Genomic DNA, 24,104 nt, shown 5'->3' with positions numbered 1-24,104 from the left:
TTGCTAGTTTCTTGAAAAAATAAAAAAATGTCGAATTATCAGGGGAACAGATGCACATTAGTAAATGTTTATCTTGGTTATTTGTTAATTCTTTGGTATTCAACAATATTTCCATGGAAATTCTCGACATAACCAACTAGTTCTTATTTTTTTTGTCGCAAATAAAAACAGAGACAGATGTCTCTGTTTTCGTGTTTATTTTAAAATTAGTCTCAATGCCGTTTGCAGCTGGATGTCGTTTTTCTCTTTTTTCATTTCTTTTAGTGCCTCTTCTTCAAGCTTAGCAGCCGTTTTTGCATCAATTTTCCCAGTTGGCTCAAGATTGTGGTTTTGCTGGAAGGCTTTAACTGCTGTACTTGTTTCAGAACTAAAATAACCATCTGTACGTCCTGGAGTAAACCCTAAACCAGCCAATATTTCTTGTGCATTTTTGATCTGTTCATTATTCATATCCTCTTTAAGCGGTTCTTCAACTTGAAGCGGATGCGTATCAAAAATGGCTGGTTGTTTGACTTCTACGTCCGGTTGAATCCCTTTTTTGTGGATCCAATTACCATCCGGTGTCAGCCACTTATATAGTGTCAGCTTAATATTGCTGCCATCCCCCATCGGAACAGCCTGCTGTACCGTTCCCTTACCAAAAGTGGTTTCTCCGACCAATTGGTAACCAGCAGCTTCTTTTAAGGCTCCTGCCAATATTTCTGAGGCTGATGCACTGCCTTTATTAATGAGGACAGCAACTGGATATTCTTTTTTCTCTGTAAGAGTGGAGAAATGACGTTCTTTATCCCCATTCCTTTGTTCAATTTGAATAATCGGCTTATCCTTTGTTACAAATTCTTTTAGGATATCCTCGACACTTACTAGCAAACCTCCAGGGTTTCCACGGACATCTATGATTAGGCCTTCAATATCTTTCTTCTCTAAGGAGGTTAGTTCCTCTTTAAAATCGGCCGCAGTATCTTGGGAGAAAGAAGTAATTTCAATATAACCGATATTTTTTCCATCTTGTTTTTTAACAGCGGAATGAATGGTTTCCAGTGGAATTTCATCACGAGTTACTTTAATCGTAAGAGATTCCTTCAGGCCCTTCCGTCCGATTTCCAACGTTACCTTTGTTCCTTTTTTCCCGCGTATCTTTAACGTCGCTTTATTAAGGTCAAGACCTTCAACACTCTTGCCATCTACTTTTAATATTTCATCATTCGGCTTCAGGCCCGCTTTTTCAGCTGGAGAATTTTTAAATGGTGATATAATAACAATTTTTCCGTCGACCATCCCCACTTCTGCACCAATACCTTCAAAGGAAGATTCTAAAGCTTGATTGAATTGCTGTGCTGTTTCCTTATTCATATATACAGAATAGGGATCATCTAAGACGGTTAGCATTCCTTGAATGGCTCCCTCCACCAGGGTGTCACTGTCTACCTTTTCAACATAACGGCTCAAGATTAACTCATAGGCCTGATTAACCTTTGCAAGGTTCTCTGTATCAGGCTGGCCTGTTACAACTGTTTCTGTTCGGGTTAATGTCTGTTCAAGGACCGTGTTTTCCTCTGTTCTATCAAACCATTGCATTCCAGCATATGTGCCCCCCGCTCCCGTTAGAAGCGATCCAACCATCATTAGGGCAATCCATTTTCTGTTCATCCCGTTCCCCCTCATGTGCAGCATCTATTGACGATCATTATTGAAAAATAGTGTCTCTTTCCTGCCCGTTTATTAACTATTATGTAAGGTATGGACGAGTTATGCCTTAAAGTTCAGGTTCAGCTTTTGGGTACAAAAAAAGGAAGAAGCATGGCTTCTCCCTTAATCTTATTATGGCATTGGTACAATTCCGACTGGATTAATTGCATTACTCTTACTAGAATTCCATTCCCCTCTATGAAGTTCAAAATGCAAATGTTTGCCGGTAGATTCACCGGTATTGCCCATAATTCCAATTTGCTGGCCCTTTCTCACAACAGCTCCGGAGCTAACGAAACGAGTTTCCATATGAGCATATACCGTAGTATATGTCTGACCATTTATCGAATGGGCAATAAAAACAACGTTTCCATAACTGCTAGATAAATAGGATTGAATGACGACACCGTCAGCCGCAGCCCAAATTGGTACACCTGCTGCACGATTTGCTATATCAATTCCAAAATGCGTTGCGCCCCATCGACCGCCAAAACCTGATGTAAAGGTTCCATTCGCTGGCATGGTGAATGCTCCACTTGATACTGGTGCAGTTGGTGGTTGTGGAGAGGTACTTTCTCCTCCACCGTTCCCTGAGCCTGAATTATTATTTGCCGCGGCAGCAGCAGCGGCGGCAGCGGCAGCTGCTGCTTCCTCTTGACGTTTCTGTTCAAGTGCAATGGCTTTTTGGATGGCTGCAGATTGTGCAGCAAGTAATTGAGCCTCTTCTTGAAGTTCCATTTTATGCTCATGAATTTCTTCTTCTTGCTGTTCAAGAGTAGCTAATAACTGATCCTGTTCCGCCCTTTGGGCATTCAATTGTTGATTTAACTTATCTAAATCAGCAAGCATGGTCTGGACACTCGCAAGCTCTTCTTCTAGCTTGGCTTGATTTTCCTCTAGACTCTTTTTATCCGCTTCATGCTGTTTTAAAATATCCTGGTCTGCCTCCATGATTGTTGCCACCGCATTGGCACGGTCAATAAAGTCACTGAAGTTCTGTGAGCCCATTAATACATCAAGGTAACTAACCATTCCGCCTGTTTCTTGATAGTTACGGGCTCGCTCCTTCAAAAGCTCATTTCGCTTTTCAATTCTCTCTTTTGTAACTTTTATTTCTTCTTGGAGTCTAGTAATTTCGGCCTTGGTTTCCTCCAATTCAGCTGTTTTATCGCTAATTTTCTTATGTGTATCACCGATGGCCATATCAATGCGTGTCATTTGTTCTTTCACATCAGACTGCTGTTCATTTAAACTATTAATCTGTTTATCAGCATCATTTATAGTTGATGATATTTCCGACTTTTCTTTTTCAATTTGATTTTGCTGATCCTTTAAACTTGAAATCGAAGCCGCTTCAGCAAACCCACCAAAAAAATTGCTCATCAAAATTGTTCCTGCAACGGCCGTAGTTAGTATTTGTTTTTTCAAAGTCCAATTTCTCCTCCCTATTTTCTATTTATGTAAGTGTGAATCCATCACAGTAATCAGGAAGGACATCTTTCACTGCCCTTCCTGAAAAAATTCATTTATACCTTTAAGAACTTTCTAACTGACATTACACTTCCCCAAACTCCGATTAAGGCGCCCATTAAAATTAAAACCCCTGACACCTGGTAAACAAACGGATTAAACGGAAGAATTTGAATAAAGTTACCAACTAATTTTGGCGCTAGATATTCATAAGCGTTATAGTATGCAATTGAGATTAAGATAATTGGCAGGATTGCTCCAAGAATACCTAGCCATAATCCTTCGAGGAAAAATGGCCACCTAATAAAATTGTTTGTTGCTCCTACCAGTCTCATAATCTTAATTTCTCTACGTCTAGCAATGATTGTAATTTTTATCGTGTTCGAAATTAGGAATACTGCTGTGAAAAATAAACCTGCAATTAATACAATGCCGACATTTCGGCTTGCTTTAATAAAGTTAAATAGTTTTTCAACGGTTCCCTTACCGTAAACAGCCTTCGTTACATACTGAAGTTTTCCAATTTGATTCGCTGCCTTCATTGTATCCTGTGGATTTTTCGTTTTTACGATAAATACATCGTTAAGTGGATTATCTTGTTCAAATAGTTTGAATGCTTGTCCATCCTCACCCATACTCTTAATTAACTCTTCAAGCTCCTGCTCCTTGGATGAAAACTTAACACTCTGTACTTCTGAAATATTTTCTATCTCACTTTTTAACTTCTGCTGGTCCTCTGCATTCGCAGCAACATCGATATGAACGCGAATTTGTACGTCCTCTTCAATGGTTTCGGCCACTTTATTAAGATTCATCATAATCACGAAAAAGACACCGACTAAAATGAGCGTTACCGTTACCGCACTAACTGAGGCAAACGTCATCCAGCCATTCCTGCCGATACTCTTAAAGCTTTCAGTCGCATGACGGCCAAGAGTTCTAATTTTCATAACCGTAATCACCTCTTTGTTCATCACGCGCGATTTTTCCTGCCTCAATCGCAATTACACGATGTTTAATTGTGTTGACGATTTCCCGATTATGGGTTGCCATGACGATCGTGGTACCCCTGTTATTAATTTCTTCAAAGATATTCATAATTTCCCATGATGTCTCGGGGTCAAGGTTACCTGTAGGCTCGTCAGCTATGACTATCTTAGGCGAGTTAACGATGGAGCGTGCAATCGAAACACGTTGCTGCTCTCCTCCCGATAACTCTGTCGGAAGCATTCTTGCTTTATGCTTTAGGTTAACGAGATCAAGGACCTCCATCACGCGCTTCTTTATAAACTTAGGCTGAGCTTCAATAACCTCAAGTGCAAAGGCTACATTCTCATAAACAGTTTTCGTTGGCAGTAGTTTAAAATCTTGAAAGACTACACCAAGATTGCGTCGGAAAATCGGTACTTTTTTGTTTTTTATTTTTGCAACGTTAACACCATTCATTGTAATAGTACCCGAGGTCGGAACTTCCTCGCGATACATCATTTTAATAAAAGTAGATTTACCTGCACCACTTGGACCAACCACATAAACAAATTCGCCTTGATTAATCCGTACGTCTATTCCATTTATGGCTGTAACCCCATTTGGGTATTTTTTAAATACATCTTGCATTTCTATCATTTAGATCACCTTTGTAAGTTAGTTTCGAAACAATAAGATTCGACAACAACCTCTTATTTTCTTGCATAAAAACAAAATCCTAGACAAAATACTGCAGGATTTCGCACAATTTCATTATAACACTCTATAGGCTTAAAAAAAGCGGTAAAAATATTACAGTTTCTTTTCAAAACCTACATAAATTGTTATTTACACCCAATATTTTTCGACAAAATTTAACAATATCTTAATAAAGTAACATAGATCCGAAAAAAATAAAAAACGTTCTGTAGAATCACAGAACGTTTATGTAAATTACTTTTTAGCTGCCAGCCAGTCAGCAACCTTGTCTAGATCGTCGCCTTCGATAAGACCAGCTGGCATTCCGCCATCTGTACCATTTTTAATGATGCCGGCAATTTCATCCTTTGATTTGCTTGCTCCTACAGCTGTAAGGTCAGGTCCCATACCGCCCTTTAAGTCACCGCCATGACAGCTTGAGCATTTTTGTGAATAAATTTTTTCAGCATCCCCGCCAGCAGCAGTGTCGCCTCCAGCTTCGTCATCCCCGCCGCCACAGGCAGCCAGACCCATAACTAAAGCTGTTCCCAATACCATTTTTAGCAGCTTTTTCTTCATCGCTACTCCCCCTTCAGAAAAAATTACCATACAAGGAATAGTATAGCAGTATTAAGCTCTTTTGAAACCTTCCCCCAACACTTCAGAAGCATCCATAACAACAACAAACGCAGAAGGGTCAAGGGATTTAACCAATTGTTTCAATTTTGTGAACTCCCGTTGATCGACTACACACATTAGTACCGGCCGCTCATTATCTGTAAATCCACCATAAGCCGACAGTTTTGTCACACCGCGATCGATTTTATTTAAAATCCCCTCACGTACTTCTTCTTGCCTGTTTGTAATAATCATTGCGGTTTTCGATCTGCCAAACCCAACCTGAACTAAATCTATCGTTTTGCTCGTTACATATAGGGCTATTAATGCATATAATCCTCGTTCAATATCAAAGACAAGAGCCGCAGAAAGGACGATAAGTCCATCAATTAGAACAACGCTCGTACCAAGGGTTAGCCCTGTGTACTTTGTTATGATTTGTGCGGCTAAATCCGTACCGCCCGTTGAACCATTTCCCCTAAATACAATTCCTAATCCTAGTCCTACAACTATTCCACCGAAAAGTGCTCCAAGCAAGGCATCATTTGTCCAAGGATCAATATTCTTTGTTAAGAAGACCACAAAAGGCAAGAATATCGTTCCTACGAGCGTTTTAACTCCAAATTGTTTTCCTAAAAAAATTACCCCTGCAATAAACAATGGAATATTAAAAGCCCATTGGACATAGGCCGGCTCCCAGCCGAATACGCTTAATAAAATCGTACTAATACCGCTTACGCCTCCCGACGCAATTTGATTTGGCAGGAGAAATACATTAAAGGCGAGCGCAATAATCGCGGATCCGATTAAAACATTTATGTATTCTAAGGCACTTACAAATTTTGGTGCAGGCTGATTGTTTCTTCTTTTATTCATAGTACAATTCCCCTCTATATTACCATTTTGCTATAATTTTCTTACTTAACCGAAGTGAGTATAGCATGGCAATAATTTGCTGTAAATGGTATTCAGATAACGCATTAAAGGGATAAATTTTTATTAGTATTTGCTATTAAATAAGTTTTCATAAGGAAAAATAAAGATACGATACCTTATTTGTAAAATGGTATAATTGTCGAGGTGATACAATGGAGCAACAATTAATGAAAATGATGGAACAAATGAATAAGCAGTTTGAAAAAATGGATCTTCGATTTGTAGCAATAGATTAAAAGTTTGACGCTATGGATAAACGGTTTGATGCAATTGATAAACGTTTTGTTGGCATTGATAATCGGTTTGATGAAATGGATCAACGATTTAATAAGATGGATCTTCGATTTGATAGTGTTGAGTCGAAAATTAATTCTCTTCATAATTATGCAACTGAATTTAGAAACGATTTTAGCCATATAGAGGAAAAACTCGACTATCATGATAGGATGTTTGAATTCGTCTCTGAAGAACTCAGTGGTAAAAGACAGTAGTGAAATTAATTATAACCACTATATCTCCCCATCATCCCACCATGAGCGGTAAACAAATCCCAATAGTAAAGCCTTTGCCGACACATTGGGCAAAGGCTTTTTCAATATAATTATTAAATTCTTGAACGCAGGTAAGCGTCAATAAATTGGTCTAAGTCTCCATCCATAACTCCCTGAACGTTTCCGCTTTCGGCACTGGTGCGATGGTCTTTAACCATTGAATATGGGTGGAAGACGTAGGAACGGATTTGACTTCCCCATCCAATTTCTTTTTGTTCTCCGCGAATTTCCAACAGTTCTTTTTCCTGCTGTTCAATTTCACGCTGGTAAAGCTTGGCTTTGAGCATTTTCATCGCTGCCTCACGGTTTTTAATTTGTGACCGCTCATTCTGACAGGTAACAACCACTCCAGTTGGCATATGGGTAATCCTCACGGCAGAATCCGTGGTATTAATATGCTGTCCTCCGGCTCCGCTGGCACGATACGTATCTATTTTTAGATCCTCGGTACGGATTTCAATTTCAATTTCATCAGTCAGTTCAGGCATGACTTCACAGGATACAAAGGAGGTATGACGGCGTCCTGAAGCGTCAAACGGTGAAATCCTCACCAATCGATGGACACCTTTTTCAGCTTTCAAATAACCGTAAGCGTTATGACCTCTTATTGCCAAGGTTACGCTTTTAATCCCCGCTTCATCACCTGGAAGATAATCAAGCGTCTCTACTTTAAAGCCCTTTTTTTCAGCCCATCGTGTATACATGCGCAGGAGCATAGAGCCCCAGTCCTGTGACTCAGTTCCACCAGCACCTGGGTGCAGTTCTAAGATGGCATTGTGTTTATCGTATTCCTCACTAAGAAGAAGCTGAAGTTCAAAATCATTTAATCTTGAGGTTAGGTTTGTTAGTTCTTCTTCAAGCTCTGCCTGTAATTCCGCGTCACTTTCTTCTTTTACAAGCTCGTAGCTCACTTCTAGATTCTCAAATGTTTCATACATCTGGGTAAACTCATTTACCTGATCTTTTAATGCATTGGCTTCACTAATGACAGTTTGGGCGGCCTGCTGATCATTCCAAAAATCAGGATGAAGCATTTGGTCTTCCAGTTCAGCTATACGTGCTTCTTTATTTTCAAGGTCAAAGAGACCCCCTAAAGTCCGCTAAACGTTTAGCTGTTTTTTCTAGTTCATTTCGAATTTCTGCTAATTCCATTTTCTTCACCTCTATAAAAATTACGGTCAGTTTCTAGTTTATGACTTAGCCGTTCGTTTGTTCCTTATCCATTATAGCCTGACTAGAGGGGAAATTTCAAAATTGAGATTAGTTATTGCTTTTAGAGGATATTATGCGTGGTAATTATAAATCCAGTAAATTATAATTTAAAACAAAAGGAATAAAAAACTGTGGTATACTCCCTGTGGATAATATCACTTATCAACAAATTTAAATAACAGATACTAGAATTCGATTGTTGATAACCAGAGTTATCAACAATATTTATAATTTTCTTAAAATTTTTATCCACATATCTACATATACACAGGACTTATCAACATTTTATAAAGAGCCCTGATAAAAAGCCCGATTTACTTATCCACAAAACACAAAAAACTCTCCATAAATACGGAGAGCTAGCTATTGTTCTTAATTGTATTTGCTTCGAAACTTAATAACTATTGGTATGACAGAAGATATTTTACCACCAAAGATAGGTATATTTCCCTAACCTTTTCGACAAATCTGTTAAGATTTATTATTTCTTATCTGGGTACTAGTCCTTTTTTGGGAGCATGTGCTGCACTTAAAGCTTTTTCGACCTCAGACTCTCCTCTTCCATGACAATAAGAACAGGATTTGCTTGGATAAGCTTTATGTTCGATGCGTGCTGAATCATAATTTTGACCTGTAACACCATATATTGCAGTTGTACCGTTGTGACATGCCAGACAGAATTCTCTTTCCTTGGAATCAGATAAGATACCAAATTCAACTTCCTTGTTATTTATTACTAATTTTACGTTTTTACTATCAGTCTCTCCGGTTATAAAAGACTGTGCATTTTCGTGTCCTAACGATGTTTTAAGTTGCTTTAGATTGTTAGATCCATGAGTATCGTGACACTCCGCACATGGCAAATGCCCTGCAAGAGGACTGCCATCCAAAGCTTTGATGATGTGTCCTGAAAATTTCTTCTCCTCTGCGGAAATCTCTCGGTTAGCGAAGGATGATGGACCGTTTGTTACTTCGTACTGGTTCTTTATCTCTTCTGTCAAATTGTTATAATGACTTGCAATATCCGCAGATTTGTTATATTTACTCTTGAAATCTTCATTATGACAACGAAGACAGAGTTCGTAATCTTCATAAATACCAATTGCGTTACTAGATTTACTATATTTGAAAACGGAGTACTTAACATCTGCATGAGCTATTTTCTCAGCACTATCGTTTTCATGGCATGACTCACACATTTGTTCTTTACTGCTTATTTCTTCCGTTGGCTTATTTGGATCGACCGGATTAGACGGTTGATGGGTATATGTAATTTGATCTTGGGCCATATTCGGATTGTTTTCTGATCGCTCCAAGTGTGGATTATGACAACTTCCACATGAGCTGCCGCTAGATGTCCCGTCAATCTTTACAGCTGCATCATATGTATGAACAGCTTTACTATTTTCAGGCAACGGCGCCACCACTGTACCGTCATGACAAGCCATACAGAATGAATCTGCAGCTAAGTCCTTGGACTGGTTTGTTTCAGCCTCGGTGCTTGTAACGCCATCGGGCAGGTTTGATTCTGTCTCAGTCTTTGAGGTTAGTAAATTAGCATCCAGTGCATTGTGTGTACTATGGCAATTTCCACATGTATCTACATTATTGGTGTAACTGCCATGAGGATTCTGATGTTTTTCTGAGGTAATACCGACAGTCGTGAAAGACCAAAATCTTGGAAAAGCACTATTCTCAGCAGCGTCGATTATCCCCATTGGACTAATAAAAACATTATATTTTTTGCTGGGTAACAATGCTTCTAATGGTGTGAAGGTAATCTCTTTTGTATCTCTATTAAAGCTGGTGGTTCCTTTAACATTCGTACCATTTTGAGATACAATGATGCTATTCTTCATTTCTGCTTCATTCAAAGTGCTAGCATCAGAGATTTTTACCTTAATGACTGGATTTAATGACACTTGGGTCATATCCTGTTTAGGAAAAACTTCTGGCATTACTTGAGGGCGCAACGTATCTAATATAAAGGTAACTTTACTATCCTTCGATATGTTACCTTCATTGTCAACGGCTTTCGCATAGACCGTATGACTGCCTTCGGTTAGATTGGTATTTTGATACGTCCATTTCCCCGTACTATCGGCCACCACTGACTCCCACGTTCCAATGATTATACCTTCTGAGTCCTTTGTACAATCCATACAAATTTTTACGGTAGCAGAATTCTCTGTGTTTCCTTCCAATGCTTTTGAATTTAAATACTCCCCGTTAATTGGTTTGGAGAAGCTTATATTTGGCAGGATTGGATCAATCATGATTTCAATAGGCTCAGAACTAATTTCGATTCCCTCCACTTCGGATTTAGCCAAAATGGTATGACTGCCCTTAGTCAAAGTGATTGGAATGGACCATGTATTGTCGATCACAGTAATAGGTGTATCAATTTGCTCTTCACCTATATAAAAATTGATAAGGCTTTCAACCGGAAAATTCTCAATCACGCCGGTAATGATTACATTTCCTTCATTTAAAGTACTGCCAGATACAGGTGAAGTAATGGTTAACTTCGGTTCTAGCCCCTTACTTTTAACGCTTGATATGGGCAGCAATTGTTGTGGCCACATCAATTGAATACATAAAACAAGTATGACAAGTACTTGAAATTTGGTTTTATGCAGAAGGCCTCTATACCTCATTTAGCACCTCTCATTTCTTCTATATTTGCTATTCGCAAATTGTTGCTCTCTCTATATATTTTATTCCTATTAATAGGAAGGTACTAGAGAATGAGGTGATAATTCAACAAATATTCATATATAGATTGTAAAAATATCTATTATAATTTTTACATTTTACAAGTAAAAATAATTGACAATTTTATGACACTTTTGATAGACTAATTGCAAATAATAAGGTACTATGCAATAGCATAACACCCTATTTTCCGAACATTTAATTTTGAGCTAATAATTAGTTGCAGCTAATTGTTAGCTTATTTTTTTAGTTTGTTCCAGGCATTCCAACTGGGTGATCAGCACGACGCTCTGCGTTCTTAATTGTTTCAGCGTGAGAGCTGTTGTGACAAGCCCAACATACTGACATATTAGTGAACTTCTTAAGTGCTGAAGATGGGTTGTTGTCTTGCATGTAGCTTAGTGCCGCAGCTTCATCACCTGCGAATTGTCCGCCAGTTGCAGTTAAGTCAGCAATTGTACGTCCAAGAGAATCCTTCATGATGTAAGCATCAGTACCGTGACCAAAGTGACAGCGTACGCAAGTGTAAGAGTCACTGTTTGTGCTGTGACGGTATGCAGCAGTTTCATCACCAAAGTGAGACTTCTTGCCATCAGAGTTTGCTTGTAAGTAGTCAGTGTGACAAGCAGCACAGAACTTAGACATTTGTACACCAACATTTTTAACCACATTTGAAGCGTCTACTGTATAGCCAAGGTCTTTCAATTCTTGAGCAGTTTTTCCCTCGAATTTAGAAATATCAGCTCCAGACCAGTAAGCACTTTGAATGGTATCGTGTCCTTCTTTAGCCATCTGTACTACGACAGGACGAGCAATGAAACCTTTAGTAGCAGATTTTAGAGCTGTAGCACCCGCAGCAGTAGAAGAGTATGCTTCTGCATGTTCATAATCAAAATAAACACCAGCAGTTGAACCGTAAGCAGCAACTTCATCAGCATCAGATGTTGCATTTACCTTCACTAAACGTGACCAGTAAGTTAAACCATTTGTACGGTTGTCATATCCATATAACCATGGAGCAGTTGATTTTGTATAACCAGAAGTGCCTTTATTATATTGTGCTACCGTTACTTTACCAGTTGTAGTATCTTCTGTACGTAGTAATACTACAGCAGCAGTTTGACCTGTTAAAGTATCAACTACAGGAACGTTTTCTAATTGGTTACCACCTTGAGAAGCCGGCATTGATCCAATACCGTTTGGATTATATTGAAGTAAACGGTCAGAGTAAGATCCGTGTGGAGCGTGACAGCTTGCACAGTTGAAGCTTTCTCCCCACATAGTTCCTTTTGTTTTACTAGTTGATACAGGGTTTCCACCAGGTGCTGCAGAAATTGTTATTGTATCATTAGCCATATGTTGTGATGAGCCGTGAGTACCACCGAAAGTACCTGCACCAGTTGTTTTTGCAGATTTTCCATCAGCAAATACGTTTAAATATCCTAATGTACCATCATGACATGCAGTACAAGTGTTATAAACTGTATCTGCAAATAATAATTGATCACCTTGTGAAGTATGTGTTTGGTGACAGCTTGCACAAGAGTTTGTGTTATTTTGGTATGACGTATGAACATTGTGACCAGTTAAATTTTTCTTTACTGTTTTCGCTGTAGTACCGTCATTTATGTCAGCACCTTCAGCTGTATCATTTGCATTTTCGATATTATCTCCAACTACTCCTGGAGTTATCTCGCCGTTTTCACCGTTATACAATTCGCCCTGTGCAGAAGCAGCGATTGCAAACATGCTAAACAGCAAGAGTGCAAATAAAAAGCTTAAACTAAACTTTCTCATTCTTTAAAACCTCCCAAAAAAATCTCTCTTTTTCTCTCTTTTTTATAAATCTATGAAAAAAGCTATATGCTGCTATCTTTTTTTAAACCACCCCCTTAAATGTAAGGATATAAGTGATTGCCTTATTTGAAAACTTGAACCCTGAGATTTAAAGTATCCGTAATATAAACATTGTCTTTGCTGTCGATAAACAAACCATTAGGAAGATAGAATTGACCATTCTGTTCACCCATGCCGCCCATTTGGAAGATTTTTTTGCCATCTTTATCAAAACCATAGACCATGTGTGTTAGATTGCTGACAACATACATCTTGCCGCGGCTATCGATACCAATTCCTCTTGGGTTAACATAAACGGATTCACCTTTACCATCGTTGGAACCATTAATGATTTTTATAAACTTACCTTGTTTATCAAAAATCTGTACCCGTTGGTTACCAGTGTCAACAACATAAATGTTACCTTCTTCATCAGCTGTAATGCCATTTGGAGAGTTGAACTCGCCGTCATTTACTCCCGGCTTACCAACCTCAAGAAGCAGATTACCGTTCATGTCAAATACATAGGCTTTGTTAGCTTTAATATCTGTCACGTAAACCTTTTTCTCAATGATTCTCAAAGCAGCAGGAGCAGAAATTTTCCCTTCCTTATTTGCTTCCGGTGCAAAATATTCAATAAATTTCCCTTTTTCATCGAAAATTGAAATTTTACCATTATATAAATCTGCTACAAACACTCTTCCTTTTTCATCAATTGAAATTCCATATGGGAATTTGAATTGTCCCTCACCATTACCGTCCTCTCCAAATGAGTAAAGTAGATTGCCACCGGCATCAAATGTTAGAACACGTTTATTATTTGTATCAGTGATATAAGTGAAAGAACTACTCACCGCTATATCCATAGGCTTATCCATTGGTTTACTGAAATCACCAGTAAGAGACTGGCTGTGGCTTGGCGCCCCGTTTGGGTCAAGAACTTTTAATAATCCTGTATCTACTGCTTTTGTTTTATTCATAAATAGCAGGGTGAAGACAGCTGCCGTGACAATAGCAATGAGCGCCATTCCGATATACACATTACGTCTTTTCATTGTTATTCACCTTCAGCCTTTGTGTCTTAATCTTTTAATCTATCAAGTGCATCGACTGCGTCCTGAAACAACGGATCATATGTTAGTGCATCTTTGTATATGGCAATCGCGTCACTAAATTCGCCTTTTGCTTCAGCTACCATGCCAATTTGATAAATGATATCGGCATTGGTTGGTGCCAATTTATTGGCTTGTTCCAGTGCCTTTGTCGCTTTATCGTACTCCTCTAATCCGCGGTAGGCGATTCCCATTTGCACATGACCTTTATAGTCTTTAGGAGCGATATTTACCGTTTTTTCCAATTCAATTAACGCTTCGTTATAGCGTTCTTCATCCAAAAAAACTAAACCTAAGTTGTAATGGGCATCATAATAGTTTTTGTCTTGCTCTAAAACATAATCAAACTCCTTAATCGCCTTTTCATTCTCACCTTTTAAGAAATAGGTGTATCCTAGCACAATCCGATTTTCGAGATTTGATGGGTCTTTTCTTACTTCTTCCTTGTAGTACGTTAGCTGCTCATTCACTCTTTTCATATCGACATCATTCCAAAAATAAAAGTGACCGAGGGCATAACCAGTGCCTACTGAAATGAGTAATGTGAAGAATAATAGTAGAAAACTAGTCTTCTTTGTAAAAGTTTTTGGTTGTTTCTTGGCTGTCCTACCCTCAACTTCCTGAGGTACTTTTGCTGCTTCCATATTAAATCCCCTCTCGGAAATTAATCCTTGGCTTTTTGATTACTATCTGGTCTATGACATTTTGTGCATGTTGTTTCTACATGACATTTTAAGCATGTTTTATCATACTTCTGATTTTCTGCTAACTTAACTGGGTGTTTACTCTCCCAATTTTCCTTATGAGATCTAGTATGACAAGTTGAACACTGCACTTTTGTAACCGGTGCATCACTGGTAATTCTATTTTCGTGGCATGTGAAACACTTTTCTGTATCCTTCGATAACTCCCCATGTTTCACCATAAATGCATTAATTTGATGGCTTTTGGGTTTTTCACCATGACAGTCTTTGCAGAAGGTATTTGTTTTTGCATATGCATTTACCGTTACATTGGTTGAGTCAACCTCTTCATTATTTAAATACTTTTGATAGCTTGGGTCCTCTTTAAATAAGTCATACTCTTCAGATGACATATAGGAATGACACTTCTCACAATTCTCTAATTCTGAAGGCTTTATTTTCCCATGATCGCCTGCTTTAAACTTATCTGTTTTATGGTCATCCGGAACCATGGTTGATTCATGGCAAGCTGTACATTCAAGCGTGACTTTTCTAGCTTTATGACACTCCATACACGTATCCATTTGCGGACGAATGTATTTACTGTCACTCATAACAGAAGCACCTAACTTATGATTCCATTTTCCATAGTCACTTTTATAGGTAATTTTCCGATCTGAAATTTCCCCGTGTGCAGTACCACTATGACATTGAACACACTCAATTCCTTCTGTCTTATGTTTATCGTGAGGGATGATAATATCCCCGGAAGGCGTTACATCGCGGCTTTTCATATTATGACAACTTTCACAGGCTTCATCTGGTATTAAGGTCGGCATTTTAATCGGTGCGAGATAGGTGTCTGTCTGCTTTTTGTAAAATTCGACTACCCCATTCACCTGTGCTTTAGCATAATTTTCTGCTCCTGGGTCAATATGACAGCTGACACAGTCAACTTCACTATGACTGGATGCTTTCAACGTATAATACTGTGGCTTCATCTCATGGCAGGAGGAGCAGAACTCTTGACTTGAAGTGGTTTCTACTCCTATTAGCCCTAATGAGAAGAATACAACGATAAACATTACTGCTACTGTTAAATATTTAAATAATTTATAGCTTTTCCGGGGAGGGGAGGTCTGTTCTATATGTTCTTCTTCCATTCACTTTCCCTCCTATTAAACATCAAAACTTTATTTTTTCTCATCATCCTTAAATCCGGTTCTATGGCAATATTCACAATAAACATCAGTTGATGCTTTTAGATCTGTTGATCCTGTTTTTGGTTTTTGTTGATCATGACAGACAAAACACTCGGCCTTTTCTTCTGGTGATAACGCGTTATTTGCGTGACCAACTAACCATTGATTACTCTTTGCGTGACTTTCCGGACGTTCACTATGACAAGCGCTGCAGAATTTATTGATACGTGCTTGTTCCCTTACAACAGTCATATTTGCTGTGTACTTATGGTCTTTATTTTCTTCTTCAACCTCAGCCATCTTAAGCATGGACATTAAGTCTTCTTTAGGAATATCTCTTACCCACTTTGAATCCTGGTGACAGTCTACACATGTGTCTAGCTCTTGAAGTGCTGTACCACCGTGGTTTCCATTCCAGTTTTCAACTCGGTGACTTTCTGGAACTTTAACTCTTTGATGGCAAGTTTCACATGCCATCGAAAGCTTAACGTCCTTCGTTTGCTTGCCAACTGCTTCTAAAATAAGCGCTTGTGTTTTCTCGTCATGTGATGCCACTGCCTCAGCTGCTTCTTCCTCTGTTGCTGCATCATGTTTTACTTCACTCGTAGTTTCTTTTGTTTCACTTTTAGCTGCTTCTTCAAGGTGCTCTGGATTTGGCGGTACAAGATAAGCCACATCTTTCCAAGGCTTCTCGCCGTTATTTACTTTGTCGTGACAGTCAATACATGTTCCCATGTTTGGTGCTAAATATTTCTGTTCCATCATTTGTTGCGCTACATCTTCTGTCCAATGACTGCGTACTTCTTCGGTATTGATTCCTCGTGCTGCAATTTTTGCGTGTGCAACTCCTGAGTGACAGCTGATACAAGGAACACCCTCTTCGATATGTCCTTTATGGTTTACAATTAAGTCTTTTGAAGCTGTTACAAGACGGTTCTTAGAGTGACACTGCAAACAGTTATGATCTGAAACCGCTTCGTGTTCTGTTTGTACAATTTGTTCAGGTATACCCATAACATGGTGATAAACTTCTTTTAATGAAATCACCTTATGGGTCATCATGTTCACGAACCCAGGCTTAATATGACATTGAACACAAGAAATTTCACTGTGCGCACTCGCTGTAAAGGTTGTATATTCTGGCGCCATCTCGTGACAACTTTTACAAAATGAAGGCGAGTTGGTGAAGGAGATAACACCATATCCTCCTCCAAAAACAACAATAGACCCGATTAGGGCGACAAATAATGCTTTCCATCTTGTAACTGGATCCTTCCAGTCTATCTTTCTAAACTTCTGCCAGAGTGTGCGAAATAGTCCAGGTTTCTTTTTATCTTCTCTAGTTTCAGGATCTATATCTTTATTCTTTTTCTTCCCCCAAAAAGCCACATGACTCACCCTTCCCAATATTTATTTTTCTCTCTCTATTTTTCTAAGTTAACCTCTCTAATGGTAGTATCTAACATTGCAAAAGTATTTTCCAATGTACAATTTGTGAATATTTTTTCACACTAGCTTCACGTGACCTTCTTCCTAAAAACAACATAGAAACATTGATAATCAAAGGTTTATTTAACAATATAATCACGTTGTTAACCTTAACCAAAACTAATATTTATACAATCGATTAAATTTTATTTCATTAAATATCCTCATTTTTAATAAAACACGAATGATAGCCGCATACAAAAAATTGACAATTTTGAAATAGGAGTATTAAGTGTAGTGATAGACTCTAAAGAATCACTCTTTGCAAATGTGGCTAAATAGGTAACAATGTTGTCACTCAATTATGGAAGTGGTAAGATATAAAGGATATTTATTGATATTTTTGATAGGATTTTTATGAATATAAAGCGAATTTCTTAAGGTAGAAAATCAGACATAAAGGAGCGTTTCATCATATGATGGGGATTTTAAATAAAGTGTTCGATCTTAATAAACGCGAGCTGAAGCGGCTGGACAAAATGGCAAATCAAATTGAGGCTCTGGCAGAAGAAACCGAAAAATTAAGCGATGACCAGCTCCGTGAAAAAACAGAAGAGTTTAAGCTTCGCTATCAAAAAGGTGAAACACTTGATGATTTGCTAATTGAAGCCTTTGCAGTGGTTCGTGAAGGAGCACGCAGGGTTCTTGGTTTATATCCATACCATGTTCAATTAATGGGAGGGATTTCTCTCCATGAAGGAAATATCTCAGAGATGAAAACCGGGGAAGGTAAAACACTTACCGCTACTATGCCGGTTTACTTAAATGCAGTCTCTGGAAAAGGTGTACACGTTATTACAGTCAATGAATACTTGGCTAGCCGTGACGCCAACGAAATGGGACAATTATATCAATTTCTTGGACTTACGGTTGGTTTAAACTTAAACAGCATGTCTAAAGAAGAAAAACAGGAAGCATATGCCTGTGACATCACATACGGTACAAACAATGAGTTTGGCTTCGATTATTTACGGGATAACATGGTGCTTTATAAGGAACAAAAAGTACAGCGTCCTCTGTTCTATGCGGTTATTGACGAGGTTGACTCCATTCTAATCGACGAAGCGCGTACACCGTTGATTATCTCTGGTTCTGCTCAAAAGTCTGCCGTACTTTATATTCAAGCGAACGCATTTGTACGGACGCTGACAAGAGATCAAGATTATACCTATGATGAAAAAACAAAAGGTGTTATGTTGACGGAAGATGGTATCAACAAAGCAGAGCGCGCTTTTGGGATAGAGAATCTTTTTGATATGTCGCACGTAACTCTAAACCATCATATTAACCAAGCCTTGAAGGCAAATGTCAGCATGCACCTAGATGTTGATTATGTTGTGCAAGATGGTGAAATCGTAATTGTTGACCAGTTTACGGGCCGTTTAATGAAGGGCCGTCGTTATAGTGAAGGCCTGCATCAAGCGATTGAAGCAAAAGAAGGTTTGGAAGTTCAAAATGAAAGCATGACCATGGCAACAATCACCTTCCAAAACTACTTCCGTATGTACGAAAAGCTTGCTGGTATGACAGGTACTGCGAAAACGGAAGAAGAAGAATTCCGAAACATTTATAATATGAACGTTATCGTAATTCCAACCAATAGACCGATTGCACGTGATGACCGCCCAGATTTAATTTATGCTTCCATGGATGGCAAGTTCCGTGCAGTTGTCGAGGATATTGCCGCGCGTAATCAAAAAGGTCAGCCTGTACTTGTTGGTACGGTAGCAATTGAAACATCTGAACTTATATCTAAGTATTTGTTGAAAAAAGGCATCAAACATAATGTCTTGAATGCGAAAAACCATGAACGCGAAGCAGAAATTATTGCGGAAGCAGGTCATAAAGGCTCTGTTACCATCGCAACCAACATGGCAGGACGTGGTACGGACATTAAGCTTGGCGAAGGTGTCATTGAATTAGGCGGTCTTGCCGTTATTGGTACAGAGCGACACGAAAGCCGACGGATTGATAACCAGCTTCGCGGTCGTTCCGGACGTCAAGGTGACCCAGGGGTAACGCAATTCTACCTATCAATGGAAGACGAACTGATGCGCCGCTTCGGTTCTGACAACATGAAAGCGATGATGGAACGCCTTGGCATGGACGACACTCAGCCAATTCAAAGTAAAATGGTTTCAAGAGCCGTTGAATCCGCACAAAAACGTGTTGAGGGCAATAACTTTGATGCCCGTAAACAGCTTTTACAATATGATGACGTTCTACGTCAACAGCGTGAGATTATCTACACGCAGCGTGACGAAGTATTAGAATCAGAAAACCTTCGTGAAATTGTAGAAAAAATGATTCATTCTACCATCCAGCGAAATGTTGAAGCACATGCAAACAAGCATGAGGATGAAGAAGAATGGAACCTTCAGGGCATTATCGATTACGTGAATGCCAACCTGCTGCATGAAGGTGATATTACTATCGAGCAATTAAAAGGAAAAGACCCAGAGGAAATGACAGAAGCTATATTCGCAAAGGTGAAAGAGCGTTATGATGAAAAAGAACAAATTCTTTCTCCAGAGCAAATGCGCGAATTTGAAAAAGTAGTTACGCTTCGTGCGGTTGATAGCAAGTGGATTGACCATATCGACCAAATGGATCAACTTCGCCAAGGTATCCATCTTCGCGCGTATGGACAAATTGACCCGCTTCGTGAATACCAGCATGAAGGCTTCGCGATGTTTGAGGCAATGGTGCTTTCAATTGAAGAAGAAGCTTCTATGTATATTATGAAGGCTGAAATCCGTAACAACCTAGAACGCCAAGAGGTTGCAAAAGGACAGGCTGTTAATCCGAAAGAAGACGGAGAAGCAGTTAAAAAGAAACCAAAAGTAAACCAAATCGACATCGGCCGCAATGATCCATGCTATTGCGGCAGTGGAAAGAAATATAAGAACTGCCATGGTGCAGGGAAATAAAGCCATGAAAAAGGACAGCAATTTTTGCTGTCCCTTTTCATTTGTCTGTATTAGTACCGAAATAAATGCCTTTTTGACAATATGCAAAAAAATCGAGAGGACGATCCTCTCGATTTAATGCTTTTCAAGCCATTCCTGTAATCCCTCTATCTTCTTCCATAAGTGAAGATGAGCATCAACATAGATAATAGCTTCGTTTACATCACCCCAGCTGTGATATTCTGGCATTTGTTTAGGTAGACGTTTTTTACCAGTTAGGAATGGAATCACATTTGGATTTTGCTTTTTAGCATCCTTCAGGATTCTAGCCGCTCTTGTACTCAAACCATTCTTCAATAATTCAAGCAATAGCTTGTTGTAAAGCCCATAGGCGGTTTCCTCCTCATATTGTTTCAAAAGTTTCTCTGCTTTAGACAACTCCGCCTTGTCCAAATAAAGTGCAAATAACATATAACGAGTACCAAGGTTATCATTTTTATTTAACACAAGTATTTCCTCATATTGCTGTATGGCTTCAGGTAATTTCCCTAGTTGATACAAAGCATCTGCATATTGTGCTTTAGCACGCATGTAAGGTCTAGTTTCTAACAGACCCCAAAAATGCCCTTTATTTTCTACAAAGAATGCTTTTCCAAGTTCCTTTTCCCCGATTTTCATTGCTTTTTCAGAAAGCATTAATGCTTCTTGCAGGCTTGTTGAATTTTCAAAGAGTATAACATAGGCATCCACACAGTTCGGATTTATGCTTATGGCTTCCTCAGCAAGTTTATATCGTTTAGGACCTTGGACTTTCATTGCATCATAGACCAATTGTTGTGCACGCTCTTTATTTGTTCTGGCTGCTTTCTTTGGAGATTGACTCGTTAACTTCTTATTCAAAAAGTCATTTATTTCTTCAACACTTTCAAAATTATGACCCTGAATCTCTGCTAGTGCTTCGTGCATGGCTTGTTCTGTAGGCATTGGCCCCTGTAACGGATTTATTGGGGGAGTATGGTGATTATCAAGTTCATCTTCCTCATATGATAGCTCAATAATTCTTTTTATATCTTCCTCTAATTCATCATCCATTTCTATATAAGTAGAAGAAAGGGATCCTACCGGTACACCATACAACTTAGCGATTTCCTTTTGAGTCATCGGTGAAACCATATCGTTGAACAGAGTCATTAAATAATGTAGAGAAGCTGCATATAGATTCGGCTTTTTAATCCTTTTCGGCTTTTTCTGGCAAAATTGAAACCAGAGAATAATCCCTACATCCACAGTTGGCGGCATTTCTCCAAGTGACTCCATACTTCTCTTGAACAGCTCTGCCACCTCTTTATAAACAGGCGACTGCCACTCCATATTATCAATCTCAACCATACCGCCAATCTTAGTAAGATCCACCATAATCTCCATAAAGAACTCTGTTAAAAATTCCTGCGGAGACTCATAAGCAGCAATAAGACTTTTTTGTTTTATATAGTCAATCGCATGATAGACCGGTAAATCGGGCAACTCAAATGGCGCTGGGAAAAAGACATATTTTTCATTAAATGGCAGAAGGATTCCCATAAAAAATGACCCTATATCAAACGATCTTTGGGCATTTGTGACAATCGTTTCAAATCGTTCAGATGAAAACCCATCAACCACGATAAGTTTATTTTTTTCAACTTCTAAAATTTCGCCTGCAATCGCTCTAGCTTCTGTCCAAGATTGAAGAATTTGTTTCAATTTAGTTCTTTTAATTCTTCCAGCCTCTGAGGAGATAAAGTTTTCTAGAATGGTTCCTCCAGCCTCCAATTCATTAAACAGCGAAAACCAGACCGTGTAAACAAATTCGTAAAACTGCCGCTCTTCATCCTCAATCTCAAAGTATTCTTCATATTCATCAAGACCCTGATATATTTCCTCTTCAAAGTGATCGAGGGCAAAATGAAGCAATTTCTTTTGTAAATCGTCTATTTCATTTTCAATAACTTGTGTGATCGACACGGCTTCCTTTGCCCCGCAGCACTTTTTATATTTCTTCCCGCTCCCACATGGACAAGGTTCGTTCCGACCTATGTTTTCAGCCATCAGTACTAGCCCCTCCCTTTTCTATGTATCTAATTTGTATCAATTAAATAGTACCATTTTTGACAGATTAGTATCGAATATACCTACTATTTTTTTATCGGGACTCTTTATTTGAATGAATAGAATATATAAAAAGACACACATGATGTCTATTCATGTGTGCAAGTTGTATTTTATAGCGATACATTTTTATCAGAATTGTACTTTGAGTCTTTTCCAACATATTTAAAAACATTGACCATAAATAATATAACACCAATCACCACTGCTAATGATCCAATAATGGTTGGTGCAAGAGCGGCAGAAACACCTAATACTTGGAGTGCGATTCCTCCGAGCATGACCGGAACCCCAATATTGTGTAACCAGAATTGTGTTTTAGCAAGCTTTGAATTTGCAGCATTTGGATAAAAGTGATAAATAAGTCCGAATAATGCCATGGATACCCAGCCTAGTAAATTTACATGCGCGTGAACAGATGTAAAACGGAAATCATGGATAATTCCCATAGTCAGCCCAGCCAAAACCCCAATCGTAAAATAAACAGTTGCCACCTTTAAATATGCTTTCCCCACTTAATACCTACCTCCTTCGATTAAAATCTAGAACTATTATACTATATTTCAATAAAATAACAATATTACCATTATATAAATAGTGTTATTAAAATAAAGACTCTGTTAAAATTAAATGTTGATTTTTTTGTGTTTGGAAAATAAGCGGAGAATTTCCGTTTAAATTGGGAAATACCCATATTTCCTTAAATATAAGCGGAGTTTTTCCGCTTATTGAATCCAAATCCTTGGATTTTGTCTTATTTTAAGGCTGTTAACCGGAATATCTCCGCTTATATCTGCTTCTTAGGTTCCTCAATATACAATAGCCGGAAATTCTCCGCCTATGAATTCCCAACCCTTCACGAAAATCAACAATAAATATTAACAGAGCCAAAATAAAAAACCTCCTAATGGGTATTAGGAGGAAAAAGTATTATGATTTTTTCATAAATTCAAGAACCTCCAGGTCAATATACCCTGAACTCTGTTCTCTCATTTCAAAGTTTTCTGTATGAATATAAGCTGTTAGGGCCCTGAAAATGTCATCATTGCTTTTTGGTTCATCGCTAAGGTAGGATAACCTTTTTAAATGGTGAATTAACTGGTCTTTGATTTCTCCTTCAATCGCAGCGATTCGCTCAGGCTTTGATGGTGCAAAATACAATTGCTGCAGCTGATAAATTCGGATTAATTCTTTAATTGGGTCTGGATGATCATCAACCCTTAAATCAATATAGCGGTCATTAAAACCACCATACCCGCCTTTATCTTTCACGATATACAGAGCAGCAGACTGCTTTCCTCTGCTATCGCCGCCAGCTTCCTGCCCGGCATCTAATGCAGCCAATAGTCTGTCTGCAAGTGGTCCTTCGATTTCCGTAAATACTTGTGCCATCGCTTGTACCGTTTTTTCATCCACTAAAATATTCCCTTGCGCAGCAAAGTGGGTGCCTGTCACCCCGCCTGCCCAATCGTAACACTCTTTTCCTGTAAAAGTCGCTGGGTTGCCTGAAGCATCAATGAGCCCAACCTGGCGCATTTCTTTTTCAGGGTCTTCAGCTAATAGTAGTTCAAGGGTTTCCTGTGCTGACTTCCCCTGCTCCATTAATTCGAGTGCTTTTGGACCATAAGCTGTGTTGGCATATGATTGAGTCGCTACTGCCCCAGCACCAGCCTTTGCCCAAGGTACCACAGCACCTACTCCTAAAAATTTTGATTGAACGGCAATTCCCCATTCTTTTTCGATTGGATCATACCCTACGATTGAAAATGTCATTAATAAAAGCCTCCTGTGAAAATTGATCTTGATCGTAATCCCGCGAGATTGTGAACAGTTCATATATTAGAATAATAGGACATCAAGAAAAACGCAG

18 protein-coding genes are annotated in these 24,104 nt (G+C 38.7%); 2 read left to right on the top strand and 16 right to left on the bottom strand.

Features of this window, described 5'->3' with window-relative positions; genetic code table 11:
* Positions 1 to 195: 195 nt before the first annotated feature.
* The 6 genes from QFZ31_RS25235 to QFZ31_RS25210 all read right to left on the bottom strand — a co-directional run bounded on the left by QFZ31_RS25235 (position 196) and on the right by QFZ31_RS25210 (position 6,318).
* Positions 196 to 1,650, bottom strand: a complete 1,455-nt coding sequence (locus QFZ31_RS25235) for a S41 family peptidase (RefSeq protein ID WP_307308335.1) — start codon at positions 1,648 to 1,650, stop codon at positions 196 to 198.
* A gap of 171 nt (positions 1,651 to 1,821) precedes the next feature.
* Positions 1,822 to 3,117, bottom strand: coding sequence for a murein hydrolase activator EnvC family protein (locus QFZ31_RS25230; RefSeq protein ID WP_307308333.1), 1,296 nt, complete (start codon positions 3,115 to 3,117; stop codon positions 1,822 to 1,824).
* A gap of 98 nt (positions 3,118 to 3,215) precedes the next feature.
* Positions 3,216 to 4,109 (bottom strand): permease-like cell division protein FtsX, encoded by an 894-nt coding sequence (gene ftsX, locus QFZ31_RS25225; protein WP_179595202.1) that lies wholly within the window; start codon positions 4,107 to 4,109, stop codon positions 3,216 to 3,218.
* Positions 4,099 to 4,785: a cell division ATP-binding protein FtsE gene (ftsE, locus tag QFZ31_RS25220; RefSeq protein WP_179595201.1), complete on the bottom strand. Its 687-nt coding sequence runs from the start codon at positions 4,783 to 4,785 to the stop codon at positions 4,099 to 4,101. Before ftsE ends, ftsX begins: the two co-directional genes overlap by 11 nt.
* 294 nt (positions 4,786 to 5,079) lie before the next feature.
* A complete protein-coding gene (gene cccB / locus QFZ31_RS25215) occupies positions 5,080 to 5,403 on the bottom strand; it encodes a cytochrome c551 (RefSeq protein ID WP_179595200.1) in 324 nt (107 codons plus the stop codon).
* 51 nt (positions 5,404 to 5,454) lie between these two features.
* Positions 5,455 to 6,318 (bottom strand): YitT family protein, encoded by an 864-nt coding sequence (locus QFZ31_RS25210; protein WP_179595199.1) that lies wholly within the window; start codon positions 6,316 to 6,318, stop codon positions 5,455 to 5,457.
* Positions 6,319 to 6,626: 308 nt separating this feature from the next.
* On the opposite strand from QFZ31_RS25210, the gene QFZ31_RS25205 reads away from it, so the two are divergent.
* Positions 6,627 to 6,869, top strand: coding sequence for a hypothetical protein (locus QFZ31_RS25205; RefSeq protein ID WP_307308321.1), 243 nt, complete (start codon positions 6,627 to 6,629; stop codon positions 6,867 to 6,869).
* A gap of 113 nt (positions 6,870 to 6,982) precedes the next feature.
* On the opposite strand, the gene prfB is transcribed toward QFZ31_RS25205, so the two are convergent.
* The 7 genes from prfB to QFZ31_RS25170 form a co-directional block, all read right to left on the bottom strand.
* Positions 6,983 to 8,081, bottom strand: a protein-coding gene (gene prfB / locus QFZ31_RS25200) for a peptide chain release factor 2 (RefSeq protein ID WP_307308319.1) whose coding sequence is annotated in 2 segments (ribosomal slippage) — positions 6,983 to 8,017 and positions 8,019 to 8,081 — 1,098 coding nt in all. Because the reading frame shifts where the segments join, the coding sequence is not laid out codon by codon here.
* A gap of 548 nt (positions 8,082 to 8,629) precedes the next feature.
* Complete coding sequence (locus QFZ31_RS25195; RefSeq protein WP_307308317.1) at positions 8,630 to 10,798, bottom strand: multiheme c-type cytochrome; 2,169 nt, start codon at positions 10,796 to 10,798, stop codon at positions 8,630 to 8,632.
* 304 nt (positions 10,799 to 11,102) lie between these two features.
* Positions 11,103 to 12,653, bottom strand: coding sequence for a cytochrome c3 family protein (locus QFZ31_RS25190; RefSeq protein ID WP_307308315.1), 1,551 nt, complete (start codon positions 12,651 to 12,653; stop codon positions 11,103 to 11,105).
* A gap of 122 nt (positions 12,654 to 12,775) precedes the next feature.
* Entirely contained in the window at positions 12,776 to 13,747 is a 972-nt protein-coding gene (locus QFZ31_RS25185; RefSeq protein WP_307308314.1) for a 6-bladed beta-propeller, read from the bottom strand.
* A gap of 26 nt (positions 13,748 to 13,773) precedes the next feature.
* The gene (locus QFZ31_RS25180; protein ID WP_307308311.1) at positions 13,774 to 14,448 is read right to left on the bottom strand and encodes a tetratricopeptide repeat protein; all 675 of its coding nucleotides are present in this window, start codon (positions 14,446 to 14,448) and stop codon (positions 13,774 to 13,776) included.
* Positions 14,449 to 14,468: 20 nt separating this feature from the next.
* Positions 14,469 to 15,650, bottom strand: coding sequence for a cytochrome c3 family protein (locus QFZ31_RS25175; RefSeq protein ID WP_307308308.1), 1,182 nt, complete (start codon positions 15,648 to 15,650; stop codon positions 14,469 to 14,471).
* A gap of 30 nt (positions 15,651 to 15,680) precedes the next feature.
* The gene (locus tag QFZ31_RS25170; RefSeq protein ID WP_307308305.1) at positions 15,681 to 17,078 is read right to left on the bottom strand and encodes a cytochrome c3 family protein; all 1,398 of its coding nucleotides are present in this window, start codon (positions 17,076 to 17,078) and stop codon (positions 15,681 to 15,683) included.
* Between the two features lie 515 nt (positions 17,079 to 17,593).
* On the opposite strand from QFZ31_RS25170, the gene secA reads away from it, so the two are divergent.
* Positions 17,594 to 20,107 carry a preprotein translocase subunit SecA gene (gene secA / locus QFZ31_RS25165; RefSeq protein WP_307308301.1) on the top strand — a complete coding sequence of 838 codons (2,514 nt, stop codon included), beginning with the start codon at positions 17,594 to 17,596 and terminating at the stop codon, positions 20,105 to 20,107.
* A 114-nt stretch (positions 20,108 to 20,221) separates the two neighbouring features.
* Here the strand turns inward: secA and QFZ31_RS25160 are convergent, their stop codons facing one another.
* The 3 genes from QFZ31_RS25160 to QFZ31_RS25150 form a co-directional block, all read right to left on the bottom strand.
* Complete coding sequence (locus QFZ31_RS25160; protein ID WP_307308298.1) at positions 20,222 to 22,174, bottom strand: SEC-C metal-binding domain-containing protein; 1,953 nt, start codon at positions 22,172 to 22,174, stop codon at positions 20,222 to 20,224.
* A gap of 173 nt (positions 22,175 to 22,347) precedes the next feature.
* Positions 22,348 to 22,749, bottom strand: a complete 402-nt coding sequence (locus tag QFZ31_RS25155; protein WP_307308295.1) for a cbb3-type cytochrome c oxidase subunit I — start codon at positions 22,747 to 22,749, stop codon at positions 22,348 to 22,350.
* Positions 22,750 to 23,164: 415 nt separating this feature from the next.
* Positions 23,165 to 24,007, bottom strand: coding sequence for a DUF1028 domain-containing protein (locus QFZ31_RS25150; protein WP_307308293.1), 843 nt, complete (start codon positions 24,005 to 24,007; stop codon positions 23,165 to 23,167).
* Positions 24,008 to 24,104 lie beyond the last annotated feature (97 nt).

It is taken from the genome of Neobacillus niacini (genome assembly GCF_030817595.1).
Lineage (GTDB): Bacteria > Bacillota > Bacilli > Bacillales > Cytobacillaceae > Neobacillus > Neobacillus niacini_G.
Note: the sequence above shows the minus strand (reverse complement) of the source record. Positions and strands in the feature narration are given on the sequence as shown.